General features: G+C 67.7%; 10 protein-coding genes. 5 read left to right on the top strand and 5 right to left on the bottom strand.

Going from position 1 to position 17,044, the window contains the following annotated elements; genetic code table 11:
• Positions 1–50 precede the first annotated feature (50 nt).
• From LDL21_RS04865 to LDL21_RS04850, 4 genes are read right to left on the bottom strand one after another with little or no spacing between them, the layout of a single operon-like run.
• A complete protein-coding gene (locus LDL21_RS04865; protein WP_225278946.1) occupies positions 51–2,060 on the bottom strand; it encodes a dipeptide ABC transporter ATP-binding protein in 2,010 nt (669 codons plus the stop codon).
• The gene (locus tag LDL21_RS04860; protein ID WP_225278945.1) at positions 2,057–2,902 is read right to left on the bottom strand and encodes an ABC transporter permease; all 846 of its coding nucleotides are present in this window, start codon (positions 2,900–2,902) and stop codon (positions 2,057–2,059) included. The genes LDL21_RS04865 and LDL21_RS04860 overlap by 4 nt, the downstream gene beginning before the upstream one ends.
• Positions 2,899–3,858: an ABC transporter permease gene (locus LDL21_RS04855; RefSeq protein ID WP_225278944.1), complete on the bottom strand. Its 960-nt coding sequence runs from the start codon at positions 3,856–3,858 to the stop codon at positions 2,899–2,901. The genes LDL21_RS04860 and LDL21_RS04855 overlap by 4 nt, the downstream gene beginning before the upstream one ends.
• Positions 3,855–5,441, bottom strand: coding sequence for an ABC transporter substrate-binding protein (locus tag LDL21_RS04850; RefSeq protein ID WP_225278943.1), 1,587 nt, complete (start codon positions 5,439–5,441; stop codon positions 3,855–3,857). Before LDL21_RS04850 ends, LDL21_RS04855 begins: the two co-directional genes overlap by 4 nt.
• Positions 5,442–5,539: 98 nt before the next feature.
• Between LDL21_RS04850 and LDL21_RS04845 the strand changes: the two genes are divergently transcribed.
• The 4 genes from LDL21_RS04845 to mtnC all read left to right on the top strand — a co-directional run bounded on the left by LDL21_RS04845 (position 5,540) and on the right by mtnC (position 11,294).
• A complete protein-coding gene (locus LDL21_RS04845) occupies positions 5,540–7,894 on the top strand; it encodes an arylsulfatase (protein ID WP_225278942.1) in 2,355 nt (784 codons plus the stop codon).
• 126 nt (positions 7,895–8,020) lie between these two features.
• Positions 8,021–10,033, top strand: a complete 2,013-nt coding sequence (mtnA, locus tag LDL21_RS04840) for an S-methyl-5-thioribose-1-phosphate isomerase (protein WP_225278941.1) — start codon at positions 8,021–8,023, stop codon at positions 10,031–10,033.
• Positions 10,030–10,599, top strand: a complete 570-nt coding sequence (locus LDL21_RS04835; protein ID WP_225278940.1) for a 1,2-dihydroxy-3-keto-5-methylthiopentene dioxygenase — start codon at positions 10,030–10,032, stop codon at positions 10,597–10,599. The genes mtnA and LDL21_RS04835 overlap by 4 nt, the downstream gene beginning before the upstream one ends.
• Positions 10,596–11,294 carry an acireductone synthase gene (mtnC, locus tag LDL21_RS04830; RefSeq protein WP_225278939.1) on the top strand — a complete coding sequence of 233 codons (699 nt, stop codon included), beginning with the start codon at positions 10,596–10,598 and terminating at the stop codon, positions 11,292–11,294. Before LDL21_RS04835 ends, mtnC begins: the two co-directional genes overlap by 4 nt.
• A 60-nt stretch (positions 11,295–11,354) precedes the next feature.
• On the opposite strand, the gene LDL21_RS04825 is transcribed toward mtnC, so the two are convergent.
• Positions 11,355–12,899 carry an alanine/glycine:cation symporter family protein gene (locus tag LDL21_RS04825; protein WP_225278938.1) on the bottom strand — a complete coding sequence of 515 codons (1,545 nt, stop codon included), beginning with the start codon at positions 12,897–12,899 and terminating at the stop codon, positions 11,355–11,357.
• A gap of 427 nt (positions 12,900–13,326) precedes the next feature.
• Between LDL21_RS04825 and LDL21_RS04820 the strand changes: the two genes are divergently transcribed.
• A complete protein-coding gene (locus LDL21_RS04820) occupies positions 13,327–17,037 on the top strand; it encodes a nitrate reductase subunit alpha (protein WP_225278937.1) in 3,711 nt (1,236 codons plus the stop codon).
• Positions 17,038–17,044 lie beyond the last annotated feature (7 nt).

Below are 17,044 nucleotides of genomic sequence, written 5' to 3'. Positions count from 1 at the left end.
CCACGCGTGTCGACGAGCCGCCGGTACCGGTACCGGCGGCTCGTCCGCGTTCAGGCCCCGATCGGCAGGGCCGCGTCACGTCCCCTGCGAGCCGTCGACGGATCGGGAGCGGGGACCGCGTCGAGCAGGCGGCGGGTGTATTCCTGCGCTGGTGCCGCGAACACCGCGCGTGCCGCACCGGTTTCCACGATCCGGCCCTGTCGCAGCACCAGGACGCGGTCGGCGACCTGATGCACCACGGCCAGGTCGTGACTGATGAACAGGCTCGCGAATCCGTATTCGGCGCGCAGATCGGCGAACAGGTCGAGCACCTGCGCCTGCACCGAGACGTCGAGCGCACTGGTCGGTTCGTCGGCCACCAGCAGCCGAGGCGCCAGTGCCAGTGCCCGCGCCAATGCCACGCGCTGACGCTGCCCACCGGACAACTCCGCGGGCCTGCGCTGGGCGTAGTCCCTCGGCAACCGGACCGACTCGAGCAGATCGCCCACTTTCGAGTACAGCAGCGCCCCCGAGGCGACTCGATGCACCTGGAGCGGTTCACCGATCGCGTCGGCGATGCTGCGTCGCGGGTCGAGCGAGGCGCTCACATCCTGATGCACCAGCGCCACATGGCGGCGCAACCCGCGCAGTTCCCGACGCGGCAACCCGGCTAGGGAGACACCCTGCAACTGCACCGTTCCCGAGGTCGCGGGCACCAGGCCGAGCGCGGTCCGGCCCAGCGTGCTCTTGCCCGAACCGGACTCCCCGACGATGCCGAGTACCTCGCGCGGACTCAGCGTCAACGAGATGTCGTGCAGCGCGGGGAATGCGGCACCACCGTGCCGACCGGGATAGACCACGGACAACTCGTCGATCCGCACCACCTCGCGGTACTCCGGTCCCGGTACGCCCCCGCCCTTCTCGGCGACGACCGCCGGTTTCCGTGCCACCACCCTCCGCAGCGCCCGCTCGAGACCCCGAGTCGCGCGACCCGCCGCACCATCGGAATCGAGGCCGGCTTCCCTGGCCACACCATCGGACTCCGCAGGATGGGCTGGAGCGGTACCGTCCTCAGTGCCCACCAGGTCGGCCGCCTCTGCACCTGCATCGAACCGCACCGGGTCGGGCCTTTCGGTGCTCGAAGCGTTCGGGACGACGTCGGCCTCGTTCGCACCGCGAGTCGGGATCACCGTCTCGACTGGCTGGACCTCGGGCACGCCGTCGGGGTCGCCGACCTCGGGCGCCACCGCTGCCCGACCGCGCGCCGAACGTGCCGGCAAGCGCGGGACCGACGTGAGCAGCGTGCGGGTGTACTCGGCCTGCGGTGCGGCGAACAGGTCGAAGACCGGCTGCTGTTCGACCACCTGTCCGGCCCGCAGCACCACCACCCGATCGGCGATCTCGGCGACCACGCCGAGGTTGTGGGTGATGAACAGCACCGAGGTGCCACGATCGCGGCGCAGCGTGTGCAGCAGGTCGAGGATTTCGGCCTGTACGGTGACGTCGAGCGCGGTCGTCGGTTCGTCGGCGATGAGCAGGTCGGGTTCGCCCGACAGCGCGAGCGCGATCACCACCCGCTGCTTCTGCCCGCCGGAGAGCTGATGCGGGTACCAGTCGAGGCGTTCGGCGGGTTCGGGGATGTCGACGGCGGTGAGCAGTTCGATCGCGCGGGCACGGGCCGCGTCCTTGTCGGTGACGCCGTGCGCGCGCAGGGCCCGCACGAGCTGGGTGCCGATCTTCTGCACCGGGTTGAGCGCGGTCTGGGGCTCCTGGAACACCATGGCGGCACGGGTGCCGCGTAATCCACGCAGCGTCGCCTCGTCGGCTCCGACGATCTCGGTCGAGGCGAGGGTGACCGACCCTCGCGCCCGCGCGGTCACCGGCAGCAGTCCGAGCGCCGCCCGCGCGGTGAGCGACTTCCCCGACCCGGATTCGCCGACCAGTGCGACGACCTCCCCGCGCCGCACCTGGAAGCTCACCCCGTGCACCACGGTCTTGTCCCCGAAGGCGACGATCAGATCGGTGATGTCGAGCACGACACCGCCGGACCCGTCGGCGCGCGTGGCCGTCTCGGCACTCATCCCGATCTCCTCGCGTTGCCCAGTGATTGGGCGATCAACAGAAACCCGAGCGTCAGCCCGGCGACGACGACCAGCGGCCCGACCGCCATCCACGGATTGGCGTCGAGGTTGCCGATGGATTCGCCGATCAGCGAGCCGAGCGAGGGATTCGGGGGCTGGACCCCGATCCCGATGAAGCTCATCGCGCCCTCGAGGAACACCGCGACCGACAGCGACAGCGCGAACTGCACGACAAGCGGTTCGATCGCGTTGGGCAGCACGTGTTTGCGTAGCGTCCACCAGGTGTCCGCGCCGATCACCTCGGAGGCCTCGACGAAGGGTTGTTCGCGCACCGCGAGCACGGCGGTGCGGATCTGCCTGCCGAAGATCGGGATCTCGGCGGCCACGATGACGATCACCACCGCGTGCCAGCCCGGCCCGGTGATCGCGGCGAGGGCGATCGCGAAGATCAGCGACGGGAAGGCGAGCACCAGGTCGAACAGGCGCTGCACGGTGACATCGGCGAAGGGGTGCACGGTGGCGGCGAGCCCGATCAGCGAACCGATCACCGCGGCGAGCGGCACCGCGAGAGCCACGATGAGCAGGTCGATGCGGATTCCGGCCAGCACGCGCGCGGCCACGTCCCGGTTGAGGTGGTCGGTGCCGAGCCAGTGCTGCGCGCTCGGACCGAGCAAGTTGGCGGACGGTATCTGCGTGAGCGGGTCGAAGGGGTTCAGTACCCCGGCGAACACACCGGCGAGCGCGATCACGGTGATCAGGAGAACACCGGCCAGCCCCTGACCACTGCGCAACGCGGCCGCTCGCCGGGTGGTGACGCGGGTTTCAGCGGTTGCGACGGTCATGATCGTCCCCCGATCCGGACTCGGGGGTCCAGCCACGCATGGGCGAGATCGGTGAGCAACTGAATCACCACGAACACCGCGACGGCGAGCAGCAACAGCACCTGCACCACCGGGTAGTCGCGGCGGCTGATGCCCTGCTCGATGAGCTGACCGATCCCCGGCCACACGAACGCCGCCTCCACCAGTACGGCGCCGCCGAGCAGCTGACCTGTCTGCAGGCCGAGCACGGTGAGCAAGGTCGGCAGTGCGTTGCGCAGCGCTCCGCGCGTGACGATCTCGCGGTGGTCGACACCGAGCGAATGTGCCGTGAGCACATAGGGTTTGGTGAGTTCGGTCCGCAGGGACTCGGTGAGGAACCTGGTCAGCGCGGCCGCCACCGGCAGTGCGAGGCAGATCGCGGGCAGCAGCAGATACTGCACCGCGATATCCGGCCGGGCGATGAACCCGTCCGGCGGCACCCCACCCGAGGGCAGGATCGGGATCGCGACGGCGAACAGCAGCACGAGCAGCGGCCCGACCACGAACGTCGGCAGCGCGACGGCGATCGTATTCGCCGCCGCGACCACGGTATTCAGCCAGCGACTCGGCCACAGCACCGAGGCCAGCGATACCGCCACGCTCACCACCACGGCGAGCACCAGCGCGGTCACCGTGAGCACGAGGGTGTTGGTGAGCCCACGACCGACCAGATCGCTGATCTGCCCACCGATGAGGTAGGACCGGCCGAGGTCGAGGGTGACCAGGTCACCAAGCCAGCTCAGGTATTGCACGGGAATCGACTGGTCGAGGCCGAGCTGGTGCCGGATGGCCGCGACGGATTCGGGTGTCGCGTCGTTGCCCGCCAGGATGGTGGCCGGATCGCCCGGCACCAGGCGCAGCAGCAGGAAGATCAGCACCGACGCGCCGAACAGGACGAGCAGCGCCGAGGGTAGGCGGTGCAGCAGGTAGCGCGTCATGACAGGAACGTGTCGGTGAGTACGGGTTCGCGGCGCTTGGTCCAGGCGAATCCGTGCACCGTGTTGCTGGTGGAGTACTGCTGGAAACGCACACCGATTTCGATCAGGAACAGCCCTTCGAGCAGCTGATCCGTCACGGCGCGGTAGGCGCGCACCGCGTCGGGCCCTGTGCCCTGCGGCAGTTGCCATGCGGCATCGGCGGCCGCGGTGTAGGCGGGCGACTCGTAGCGAGAGGCGTTGCGGCGGGCGTTGAACGGGTACGCACTCACGGTGAGGGTCGACGGCACGAACTGTGCCCACGAGTGGTCGGTCACCCACAGCCCGCGGAATTGCTGGCCGGTCAGTTGTTTCACGAAAGCTGCGTTGTCTATCGGGTCGAGATCCACCTCGATGCCCACCTCGGCCAGGTTGGCCTGCACGATCTGGGCGGTCGCCTCGAACCCGGGCGCGAAAGTCAACGGCAGGCGCGGTGGCTTGGTCACCTGGGCCAGCAGCGCCTTGGCCTTGCCGACATCTCTGCCGTACCTGGTGTTGAGCGACTCGTCGAACGCAGGAGAATTCTTCGGCCACGGCACATTCAGTGGATAGCCCGCGCCGCGAAAGACCTCGTCGACGATCCGTTCGCGGTCCAGCGCGTACGCGATGGCTTGCCGCACCCGCACATCCGCCAGCGCGGGCTCGGAGACATTGACCCCCACATAGGTCTGCAGTTCGGCGCCCTCGAGATTGTGCACGGTGAAACCGCCACTGTTGGAAAGGTTTTCGGCGTCGCGGAAGCTGAGTTCGCGCGCGGCGGCGACCTGACCGGTCTTGAGTGCGTTCAGCAGAGCCTGCGGATCGGGGACGATCGAGACCTCCACCCGGTCGAGGTAGGGACGATCCGGGAGCCAGTACCCGGTGTTCTTCGCGAAGATCAGCTGCGAATTCGGAATTCGCTGCACGAAGGTGAACGGCCCGGTGCCGATATAGGTTTCACCGGTGCCGAGTTTGTCGGCGGTTTCGCTGTCGAGAATGGGCACCGTATCGAGCAGATCGAAGATATTGCTCACCGGATGGGCGAAACGCAGGACGATCCGGGTGGGCGAGACGATATCGAATTCGGTCACCGCGGCGGCGGTGGACCGCAACTGCGCCGACCATTTCGGGTCGGCGTAGGTGCGGATCGAGAACTCCACATCCTTGGGGGTGAATACGCGCCCGCTGTGGAATTTCACGTCGTCGCGCAGATCCAGACTCACCGATCGGCCGTCGGCGGCGAGCTGCCAGGCCTTGGCCAGCAGCGGCTGTGGTTCGAGTGAATCGTTCGGGTAGCGGATCAGCGATTCGTAGACCAGGCCGACGAGCACCGGGGTGGCGGCGGTATTGGTGAGCAGGTTGGCGGGCACCAGGTCCTCACGGATGCCGACCTTCAAGGTGCCACCGCGCACCGGCGTCGCGTCGTCGCCGCCTGCCTTCTGCTCCGAGACCGCGGAGGTGCACGCCGCGAGGGCCGCCCCACCGAAGATGGCCGCGGCAGCGATACCGCTGGTGCGCAGGAAATTTCGGCGATGGATACCGCCACGCGATGCATTGTTCGTTGACACGACAGCGACGCTAACAATGTGCGCGACACCGGTCACCGATTCCGCGCAGGCTGCATCTAACCCTGGTGACCAGCCATTTCGTCCAGTTCACTGCGGGAATGCCAGTTCCACCCCACGCACGCGGTTACGAATCTTTCGCAGGCTCGATCGGACGTACCTCCGCCGATTCCACGCCGGATTGGACCTCGCCTGCCACGGCGCCCGCCGGTGCGCCGAATATCGTCGTCGTCCTCGTGGACGATATGGGTTACAGCGATATCGGTCCGTACGGTTCCGAGATCGCCACGCCCACACTGGATCGGCTCGCCGCGACGGGTGTGCGACTGTCGAATTACCACACCACCCCGCTGTGCTCCCCGTCGCGCGCGGCGTTGCTCACCGGTATCAATCCACACCGCGCGGGCTTCGGATTCGTCGCCAACGCCGATCCCGGGTATCCCGGGCTGCGCCTGGAACTGGCCGACGACGTGCTCACCCTGCCAGAGATATTGCGGGACAACGGTTATGCCACCTACGCGGTGGGCAAATGGCATCTGGTGCGTGATGCCACGATGAATCCGGCGGCGCACCGGAATTCATGGCCGACGCAGCGCGGATTCGACCGGTACTACGGATCGCTGGAAGGCCTCAATTCCTTCTACTACCCGAACCAACTGGTTTCCGACAGTTCCGTCGTCGACGTCGAGGAGTATCCGCCCGGCTACTACCTCACCGACGACCTCACCGACAAGGCACTGTCCTACATCAAGGACCTGCGCGCGCACGACGCGACGAAACCGTTCTTCCTGTATTTCGCGCACGTCGCCATGCACGGACCGTTGCAGGCGAAGGCGCAGGACCAGGCCAAGTACCGCGGACGGTACGACGAGGGCTGGGACGAATTGCGCCGGAAACGCTTCGCCGAGCAGCTGGCACAGGGCCTCTTCCCGCCGGGCACCCAGCAGAAGCCACGCAATACCGAGCCGGGATACGAAGCAGCGGAATGGGATTCGCTGACGGCTGCCGAGCAGCGGCGGTACGCCCGGTACATGGAGGTGTACGCGGGCATGGTCGACAGCATCGACCAGAGTCTGGGCCGCATCGTCGACCTGCTCGAGGAACTGGGCGAGCTCGACAACACGGTCATCGTGTTCACCTCCGACAACGGCGGCACCGCCGAGGGCGGGCCGGAGGGCACCCGCTCCTATTTCGCCGAGTTCGCCCACATCGACGACCCCGACTGGGTGGGCGACGTGCCCCACGACGAGGAACTGATCGGTACCGCCAAGCTCGGGGTGCACTACCCGCGTGGCTGGGGGCAGGCGTCGAACACGCCGTTCCGCTTCTACAAGGGGCAGACCTTCGCCGGCGGGGTCCGGGTGCCGCTGATCGTGTCGTGGCCGAAAGGCTTGCCGCGCAAGGACAACGACACCGGTATCCGGCACGAGTACGCCTATGTCACCGACCTGGCGCCGACCCTGCTGGAATTCGCCGGGCTGGACCGGCCGTCGGTCCGTCACGGCCTACCGGCCAAGGACTTCGACGGCGTATCCGCCGCCGCCCTGCTCCGTGACGCCTCCGCACCGACCCTGCACACCGAGCAGTATTCGGAGATGACCGGTCATCGCGGCTTCTATCGTGACGGATGGAAACTGCTCTCGCTCCACGAAGCGGGCGCCGACCTCGACGCACCCGACTGGCAGCTCTTCGATGTGCGCGCCGACCCCACCGAGCTGCACGACCTTTCCGCACAGTATCCGGACAAGGCCGCCGAACTCGCCGCCGCCTGGGACGAATCAGCTTGGGCCAATACGGTTTTCCCGCTCCTCACCCGCGCCGACCTGTTCCGCAGGCGCCCGGAGGAGGCCCGCCTGGCCGACCCGGTACGCCTGCTCCCCGGCACCCCGACCCTCGAGCGCTACCGGTCACAACGGCTGATCGCCTACCGCGACTTCACCATCACCGCCGAACTGGGCGCAGCCACCTCCCCCTCGCGAACCGGTGACCGATCCGTGCCCACCGGTTACCGGGGCGGCGACGAAGGCGTACTCGTCGCCCACGGTGACCCGCTCGGCGGCTACCTGCTCTACATCGAGCACGGCGAGGTGGTGCTCGGCGTGAACAGTTACGGCCGCTACGCGTCGGTGGGCACACCACTGCCCGTCGGCACCCGCACTGTCACCGTCCGCGCCGCCGTGCGTCCCCACCTGCGCTGGGACTTCGTCGTCGAAGCCGACGGCACCCCACTCGCCGAACTCACCGACCAGGTCCAGCTCGTCGGCATGGCACCGTGGACCGGCATCTCCGTCGGCATCGACGCCCGCGGCCCGGTGTCCTGGGACCTACGCGAACGCCGCGGCCCCTTCCGCTACACCGGCCCCCTCCGCGCGATCACCTACACACCCGGCCCGATCCAGGTTCCGCAGGCCACCATCGATGCGGTCGAACGCGAGGCCGAGTTCGTTGCCGAGTAGCGCCCCGGGCATGCGCTCCGCCGAGCTGGTCACGCGTCTGTCCAGGTCGGGATCGGGTCCCGGCGGGTCGGCCTGGTCGGATATCGTCTACCGGCGGAAAGACAGTCTCGCAGTGAGGACACCCCGATGGACGACAGTTCCCTGACCTGGGACGACGGTGCGCTCGTCACCATCGACCAGCGCGGGCTGCCGCACGAGGTGCGTGAGCTGCGGTTGACGACCGTCGATCAGGTGATCGACGCCATCACTACACTCGCCATCCGTGGTGCGCCCGCTATCGGGATCGCGGGGGCGTTCGGGGTGGTCATCGCAACCCGCGCTCACACGAAGGTCGTCGACGCCGCCACCCAGGCCGTCGCCGAACATTCCGAAACCGCGACGCGGACGGACGCTGTGCATTCCGCAGCAGGCACGCTGGCAGATGAGCCTTCCGACGTCGCGATACGGGCGGACGACGAACATGGCTGCGGCGCCGCTGAGCAGGTGGGAAAGCGCAGCGCGGCCGTCTCGCGCGAAGCGGTGCGGGCCGGCCTTTCGGGCGGCGGAGCGGTCGACGTGGCGGCGGTGGAAGCCGAGGCGGATCGGATCGCGGCGGCTCGGCCTACCGCCGTCAACCTGGCGTGGGCGGTCGAGCGGGTGCGGGCGCGGATCGCCGAGGGTGCCGACGCCGTGCTGGCCGAAACCCTCGACATGCTCGCCGAGGACGGCCGGGTCAACCTGGCCGCCGCCACCCACGCCGCCGACCTGGTGCAACAGCTCTGTGGTGACCGGCCGCTGCGCTTGCTCACGCACTGCAACACCGGCCGCCTGGCCACCAGCGCCGTCGGTACGGCCATCGGCGCGCTGAGGGTGCTGCACGAACGGGGTGTGGTCACCGATGTGATCGTGGACGAGACCCGGCCGCTGCTGCAGGGTGCGCGGCTCACCGCGTGGGAACTGGCCGAGGCGGGCATTCCGCACCGGCTCACCATCGATTCCGCCGCCGCGTGGGCGATGGCGACGGGGCAGGTGGACGCCGTGCTCGTTGGCGCCGACCGGATCACGGCCAACGGCGATGTCGCGAACAAGATCGGCACCTTCGGCCTGGCGCTGGCCGCGCGACACCACGGCATTCCGTTCATCGTCGTGGCCCCGGAATCCACCCGCGACACCACGATGGCGACCGGGGCGCAGATCGTCGTCGAACAGCGGGCAGCCGCGGAGGTCACCGGGTTCGGTGGGGTCGATGCCGCACCGGTCGGCACCGCCGTCTTCAACCCGGCATTCGATGTGACACCGGCCGACCTGGTCACCGCGGTGGTCACCGAGAACGGGGCGATCTATCGCAACGCGGACACCTTCGACGCGAACGGCCGCGTCGCGAGCTCGACGGCCGCCGCGACACCGCAGGCAGGCGGTCCGGCAATTCGCACGCCCGTCGCGATGCCGCATGCGGGCAGTCCGGCGATTCCCGCGGCCGCCGCGATCGACGTAGCCGGTCGGGCCCCTTCTGTGCCCGCGGTCGATGCAGGTGTGGAAGGCCGCGCGCTCGCCGCCGTCGCTCGTCAGCTCTACGAGCGCGGCTGGATGCCCGGTACGGCAGGCAACATCTCGGTGCGATCCGGGAGCGACGATGCGCTGATCACCGCCAGCGGTTTGTCGAAGGGCGAGCTGACCGAGCACGATGCGGTGCGCGTGCGCGTCGCCGACACCACCGCGTACCCGGGTCAGGACCGAAAACCCTCCGCCGAGACCAGCATTCACACCGCCGTCTACCGCACGCGCGATGCCGGTGCCGTCGTGCACGTGCACTCACCGTTCGCCACGGCACTGGCGACCACCGCCCAGCCGGGTGACACCGTGCGGGTCAGCGGCTACGAACTCATCAAGGGTTTCGGGCTCGACGATCCGTCGACCGTGGACGTTCCGGTGTTCGCGAACTGGCCCGAGGTCGCGCGCATCGGCGCCGACATCGAGTACTACCTGCGCGAAAATCCCGGTGCCGCACCGATTCTGTTCATCACCGGGCACGGCATCACCGCCTGGGGTGACACTCTTGCCCAGGCGCGTGATCGCGCCGAATGTCTGGAAGCACTGTGCGAGTTGATCGCCCGCACCGGACGTACCGACGCCACTCCTTTCGAGATCGGACCGAGATGACCCTGCTACAAGTGATGGCGGCCGACAATGCCGCCGATGTCCGGGTGCGTACCACCGACACCGCCGAGATCGGTGCCGAGCTGTCGAAGCACGGCATCGCCTTCTCCCGCTGGGAGGTGTTCCCCGACGCCGCGACCACCGACTCCGACACACTGCTCGCCCATTACGCGCCGCGGATCGCCGAACTGAACGCCTCGGGTCGCTACGAGCACATCGATATCGCCCGCATCCACCCCGACGACGACAACCCCGACTGGCCCGCCACGGCGGCCGGTGCGCGCACCAAGTTCCTCGACGAGCACCGGCACGCCGAGGACGAGGTGCGTTTCTTCGTCGCCGGTCGCGGCTGCTTCTACCTGCACATCGACGACGCGGTGCTGGCAACGGTGTGCGAGGCGGGCGATCTGCTGTCGGTGCCCGCGGGCACCCTGCACTGGTTCGATATGGGCCCCCGCCCCGATTTCGTCGCCATCCGCTTCTTCGAGGAGGCCGACGGCTGGGTCGGCGATTTCACCGGCGACAAGATCAGCGCCGGCTTCCCCACCCTGGACGAGCTGCTCGCGTGATCCGCGCGATCGTCCTCGATATCGAGGGCACCACCAGCCCTACCGATTCGGTGCGCACCGACCTGTACGGCTACACCGAGCAGCATCTGCCCACCTGGCTGGCCGAGAACGCCACCGGCGCAGCCGGATCCGTGATCGCCGCGACCCGCGAACTGTCCGGCGAGCCGACCGCCGATACCGCACGGATCGCCGAAATCCTCACCGGCTGGCTGCATTCCGATGTGAAGGCCGAGCCGCTGAAAGCCGCCCAGGGCGCCATCTGCGCCGAGGGTTTCCGCGCGGGCGATCTGCACGGCCGCTTCTTCGACGACGTCGTCCCCGCCCTGCGCGCCTGGCACGCAGCGGGGCACACCCTCTACATCTACTCCTCGGGTTCGGAACGCAACCAACGAGACTGGTTCACCTACGCCGAACAGGGCGACCTGTCATCCCTGGTCACCGACCATTTCGACCTGGTGAACGCCGGCCCCAAACGCGAACCCACCTCCTACGAAACCATCACCGCTCGCATCGCGGTCGCGCCGCGCGAAACCCTGTTCCTGTCCGATCACCCGGACGAACTCGATGCGGCCGTCACCGCCGGTTGGCACGTCGTCGGCATCCACCGCCCAGGCGAGCCGAATCCCCCACGCCCACCGCACAAGTGGGTCGGATCGTTCGCGGAGATCGACCCTGCCGCGCCGACCGAACAGTAGGCCGCGGCGAGCACAAGAAAAGACGCGCCGAGGTCCTGGTGTGGACCTCGGCGCGCCGAATCACTTGGTGACAGTGACCTTTTCGCGTTCGCTTTCCGGTTCGTAGGTCTCCCAGAAGGTGGCGTTGCGGATACCTAGTGCCTTCGGGTCGAAGACCGGGTCCTTGCCTGCCTTCTGCTGCTTCTCGAAATCACGCAGCGCCTTGTAGGCGGGCTGCTGGAGAATGATGATGCCGATGATGTTGAGCCAGGCCATCAGGCCGACGCCGATGTCGCCGAGGGTCCAGGCGTCGGTGGCGGTGGACAGTGCGCCCGCGCCGACCGAGACCAGGATGAGGGCCTGCAGGATCAGGGTGGTGTTGCTGCCCAGGGTGCCCCGGATGACGGGGACGGGTGTGGCGGCGCGCTTACCGAGCAGGAAGCGCAAGTTGGTGTCGGCCATGTAGTAGTAGGCGATGATCGTGGTCAGGCAGAAGAAGGCCAGCGAGATCGCGACGAAGGTCGAGCCGAAACCGCCCCACAGGGTGTCGACCGCGTGCTGGGCGTAGGCGGGGCCGACCGCGGCGTCCGACGGCAGCACTCCGCCGTCGGCCAGGACCTTGCCGTCGGCGGACTCACCCTCGAAGACCCGGTAGGCGCCGGTCGACAGAATCAGCAGGCCGGTGGCGGTACAGACGAACAGGGTGTCGATGTACACGGCGAACGCCTGCACCAGACCCTGCTTGGCGGGGTGGGACACCTCGGCGGCGGCCGCCGAGTGCGGGCCGGTGCCCTGACCTGCCTCGTTGGAGTACACACCGCGCTTGACGCCCCACATCACGGCCGAGCCGATGATCGCGCCGAACGCCGCGTCGGCGCCGAGGGCGCTGCGCACCACCAGGGACAGGATCTCGGGGATCTGGCCCGCGTTGGCGAACACGATGACCATGGAGATCAGGATGTAGCCCACCGCCATGAACGGCACGACCACGGCGGCGAAGGCGGCGATCCGCTTCACACCGCCGATGATGACGAACGCCAGCACGATCACCGTGCCGAGCGCGACCACCCATTCCGACACACCCCAGGCCTGGTTCATCGCGGCGGCCATGGAGTTGGACTGCACGCTCGGCATCAGCAGACCGCAGGCCAGCACGGTGACGGCGGCGAAGATCACCGCGTAGACCTTGAACAGCGGGGCGGCCTTGGTGTGCGACATCGCCCGGTGGAAGTAGTAGGCGGGTCCGCCACGGTACTCACCGGTGAGCGGGTCGCGGGTCTTGTAGATCTGGCCGAGGGTGCACTCGACGAAGGAGGTGGAAGCGCCGAGGAAGGCCACCGCCCACATCCAGAACAGCGCACCCGGTCCGCCGAAAGCGATGGCGGTGGCGACGCCCGCGATATTGCCGGTGCCGATTCGCCCCGACAGCGACATCGCCAGCGCCTGGAACGAGGACACACCGGAGGCGGACTTCTCGCCGTTCAGCAGCAGGCGCACCATCTCGGGGATCTGACGGACCTGGACGAACCGGGAACGGACGGAGAAATACACCCCCGCGGCCAAGCACAGATAGATCAACGAGTCGCTCCAGATATAGCCGTTGATCGTGGTCAGAAACTCAGCCACTTGTTCGTACTCCCTGATCGCTGTCGATGGTCGGCAGACATGATCGCACGTCCAGTAACGGACCGTTAGCTGAGTACATACTGTTCACGCGCCCGCACAGTCGCCGGGCCCGGATCGGAGCGACGCAGGTCACTTCGGGTGTGTAAACAAATGTAAACCGTCCGAGAACCCGTCGTTTCCGAAGCATCACCGCCTCGGCGCCGAAGCGCCTCGCGAGCGTCGGAAAAGGCCGGTCAGGTGCGGGTTTCCCCTGGTCGTGGCGGGTGCGACGGGTGAGCGGCGGGTTACGGGGGTGACCAGCACATTTCGCCCACCTCACAACGCACAAAGGCCCGATCCGGGGTGTGAGAAGTTCGTTTTGCCCGGCCGGATCGTCTCCTTACAGTTGGCCTCAACAGCCCGATTTCACAAGCTCGAAGGGGGCGTCGTGGTTAATTCGCGCACTCATGGTCCGTCGCCCACCGATTTCGGTGACAGTCTGCTGACGCTCGGAAAATACTTTCAGCGCGGTGAGGTTTCCGCGGATCAGCGGTCGGTGTTCAAGGTCGGTGGGCGCGATGCCGATGCGTTCTACCGGGACCGGTGGTCGCACGACAAGGTGGTGCGCTCCACCCACGGCGTGAACTGCACCGGTTCGTGCTCGTGGAAGATCTACGTCAAGGACGGCGTGATCACCTGGGAGTCCCAGCAGACCGACTACCCCTCGGTGGGCTCGGACAAGCCCGAGTACGAACCGCGCGGCTGCCCCCGTGGCGCCTCGTTCTCCTGGTACACCTACTCCCCCGCCCGCGTGCGGTACCCGTATGTGCGCGGCACCCTGCTCGACCTGTACCGCAAGGCCAAGGCCGAACTGAAGGACCCGGTGCTGGCCTGGGAGTCGATCGTCGAGGATCCGGTCAAGGCCAAGGCGTACAAGAACGCCCGAGGCAAGGGCGGGTTCGTGCGCGCCGAGTGGTGGGAGGCGGCCGAAATCGCCGCCGCCGCACACGTTTACACGATCAAGCAGTACGGTCCCGACCGTGTGGCCGGGTTCTCGCCGATTCCGGCGATGTCGATGGTCAGCCACGCCACGGGCGCGCGTTTCGTGTCGCTGCTCGGCGGCTACATGCTCTCGTTCTACGACTGGTACGCCGACCTGCCGGTGGCCTCACCGCAGGTGTTCGGCGACCAGACCGACGTGCCGGAGTCGGCCGACTGGTTCGACGCGGGCTACCTCATCATGTGGGGTTCCAACGTCCCGGTGACCCGAACCCCCGACGCGCACTACATGACCGAGGCGCGGTATCGCGGCCAGAAGGTCGTGGTGGTCTCCCCCGACTACGCCGACAACACCAAGTTCGCCGACGAGTGGGTGGCCGCGCGCCCCGGTACCGACGCGGCGCTGGCGATGGCGATGGGGCACGTGGTGCTCAAGGAGTTTTTCCTCGAGAAGCAGACTCCGATGTTCCTGGACTACATCAAGTCCTACACCGATTTGCCGTACCTGATCTGTCTCGACGAGGCGGCGGATCAGGGCGGCGCTCTTCCGGGCAAGTTCTTGACGGCGGCCGATCTCGGCCACACCGACGAGAACGCGGCACACAAGCCGGTGCTGCTCGATCAGGCCGGAAACCCGGTGGTGCCCAACGGTTCTCTTGGCCACCGCTTCAACGAGGCGGACGCGGGCAAGTGGAATCTCGACCTCGAAGGGGTCGACCCGCTGCTCACCCTGCTCGGCCATTCCGGCGAGGCACCGACCACCATCGCGCTGCCCCGCTTCGACACCGACACCGCCGCACCCATCATCCGTGGCGTGCCGACGAAAACCGTTGCAGGCAAACGGGTCACCACGGTCTTCGATCTGCTGCTCGCGCAGTACGGCCTCGGTCGTGACGGCCTGCCCGGCGAGTGGGCCAAGGGCTACGACGACGCCGAGTCGCCCTACACCCCGGCCTGGCAGGAAACCATCACCGGCGTGCCCGCCGTGCAGGCCGCGCGCATCGGCCGCGAATTCGCCGACAACGCCGAACGTTCCGGCGGCCGTTCGATGATCCTGATGGGCGCGGGCACCAACCACTGGTTCCACTCCGATCAGATCTACCGCGCGTTCTTCACGCTCACGCTGCTCACCGGCTGCCAGGGCAAGAACGGTGGCGGCTGGGCCCATTACGTCGGCCAGGAGAAGTGTCGGCCCGTAACCGGTTGGGCCACCTTGGCTTCGGCCAGCGACTGGCAGCGCCCGCCCCGTCAGATGCAGGGCACCGTCTTCTGGTACCTGACCAACGACCAGTGGCGCTACGACCCGTTCACCTCGGACTCGTTCGCGTCCCCGCTGGGCAAGGGCAAGTTCGCCGGTCGCACCGCCGCCGACAACATCGCACTGGCGAGTCGTCTCGGCTGGATGCCGAGCTACCCGACGTTCAACCGCAACCCGCTGGACATGGCCGACGAAGCGGCTGCTGCGGGCAAAACCCCCGGTGAGCACGTGGTCGACGGCCTCAAGTCCGGCGACCTGCGCTTCGCCTGCGAAGACCCCGACGCCTCCGAGAACTTCCCGCGCGTACTCACCGTGTGGCGGGCGAACCTGCTCGGCTCCTCGGGCAAGGGCAACGAGTACTTCCAGAAGCACCTGCTCGGCTGCGGCTCCAACCTGCAGACCACCGACGCCACCGGCGTGCGCCCACAGGAACTGGAATGGCGCGAGGAAGGCGCCGAGGGCAAGCTGGACCTGCTGCTGGCCCTCGACTTCCGCATGACCAGCACCACCCTGTTCGCCGACATCGTGCTGCCCGCCGCCACCTGGTACGAGAAGCACGACCTGTCCTCCACCGACATGCACCCCTTCGTGCACGCCTTCTCCCCCGCCATCTCCCCGCCGTGGGAGGCCAAGACCGACTTCGAGGCGTTCCACCGCATCGCGCGCGGATTCTCCTGGCTGGCCGAAAAGCACCTGGGCACAAGGAAAGACATCGTCGCGGTGCCGTTGCAGCACGACTCGCCGGATGCGCTGGCGCAGGCGGGTGGCAAGGTGCTGGACTGGAAAGCCGGTGAGTGCGAACCGATTCCGGGCAAGACCATGCCCAAGATCGTCGAGATCGAACGCGACTACACCAAGATCGCCGAGAAGCTCGCCGCGCTCGGTCCGCTGGTCGACACGCTCGGGGTGACCACCAAGGGCATCACGACCTACCCGGACAAAGAGGTGGAGTACCTCGCGGGCAAGAACGGCACCGTGGTGTCGGGGATCGCGGCCGGGCGGCCGTCGCTGGCCAAGGACACCTTCGCCGCCGAGACCATTCTCGCACTGTCGGGCACCACCAACGGCCGTCTCGCCGTCGAGGGTTTCCACCAGCTCGAACGCCGTACCGGCACGAAACTGGCCGACCTCGCCGCCGAGGCCGAGGGCAAGCAGATCACCTTCGCCGACACCCAGGCGCGACCCGTTCCGGTCATCACCTCACCGGAGTGGTCGGGCAGCGAGAGCGGTGGGCGCCGGTACTCACCGTTCACCATCAATGTGGAGCGGCTCAAGCCGTGGCACACCCTGACCGGGCGTCAGCACTTCTACCTCGACCACGACTGGATGATCGAACTCGGTGAGCAACTGCCGATCTTCCGGCCACCGCTGGACATGTCGGCGCTGTTCGCGGAGCCGAGCATCGGCAATGTGAGCGGCAACGGGCTCACCGTGCGTTACCTGACCCCGCACTCGAAGTGGTCGATCCACTCGGCCTACCAGGACAACCTGCACATGCTCACGCTCTCGCGGGGTGGTCAGACGATCTGGATGTCCGACGTGGACGCCAAGAAGATCGGCGTGGCCGACAACGATTGGATCGAGGCGATCAACCGCAACGGTGTCGTCGTGGCCCGCGCGATCGTCTCGCACCGCATGCCCGAGGGCACGGTGTTCATGTACCACGCCCAGGACCGCGCGGTCGACGTGCCGCGCATCGAAGGCGCCGAGGACACCACCAAAGAAGCCAAGGGCAAGCGTGGCGGTATCCACAACGCACTCACCCGGGTGCTCATCAAACCCTCGCACCTGATCGGCGGCTACGCCCAGCAGTCGTTCGCGCTGAACTACCACGGCCCCACCGGAAACCAGCGCGACGAGGTCACCACCATTCGCCGCCGCAACCAGAACGTGGAGTACTAACCATGCG

This window comes from Nocardia rosealba (genome assembly GCF_020216065.1).
Lineage (GTDB): Bacteria > Actinomycetota > Actinomycetes > Mycobacteriales > Mycobacteriaceae > Nocardia > Nocardia rosealba.
Note: the sequence above shows the minus strand (reverse complement) of the source record. Positions and strands in the feature narration are given on the sequence as shown.

Excerpts from the sequence above, each read along its gene's own strand:
- LDL21_RS04865 (WP_225278946.1), bottom strand. The coding sequence starts at position 2,060 with ATGAGTGCCGAGACGGCCACGCGCGCCGACGGGTCCGGCGGTGTCGTG.
- LDL21_RS04860 (WP_225278945.1), bottom strand. The coding sequence starts at position 2,902 with ATGACCGTCGCAACCGCTGAAACCCGCGTCACCACCCGGCGAGCGGCC.
- LDL21_RS04855 (WP_225278944.1), bottom strand. The coding sequence starts at position 3,858 with ATGACGCGCTACCTGCTGCACCGCCTACCCTCGGCGCTGCTCGTCCTG.
- LDL21_RS04845 (WP_225278942.1), top strand. The coding sequence starts at position 5,540 with ATGCCAGTTCCACCCCACGCACGCGGTTACGAATCTTTCGCAGGCTCG.
- mtnA (WP_225278941.1), top strand. The coding sequence starts at position 8,021 with ATGGACGACAGTTCCCTGACCTGGGACGACGGTGCGCTCGTCACCATC.
- LDL21_RS04835 (WP_225278940.1), top strand. The coding sequence starts at position 10,030 with ATGACCCTGCTACAAGTGATGGCGGCCGACAATGCCGCCGATGTCCGG.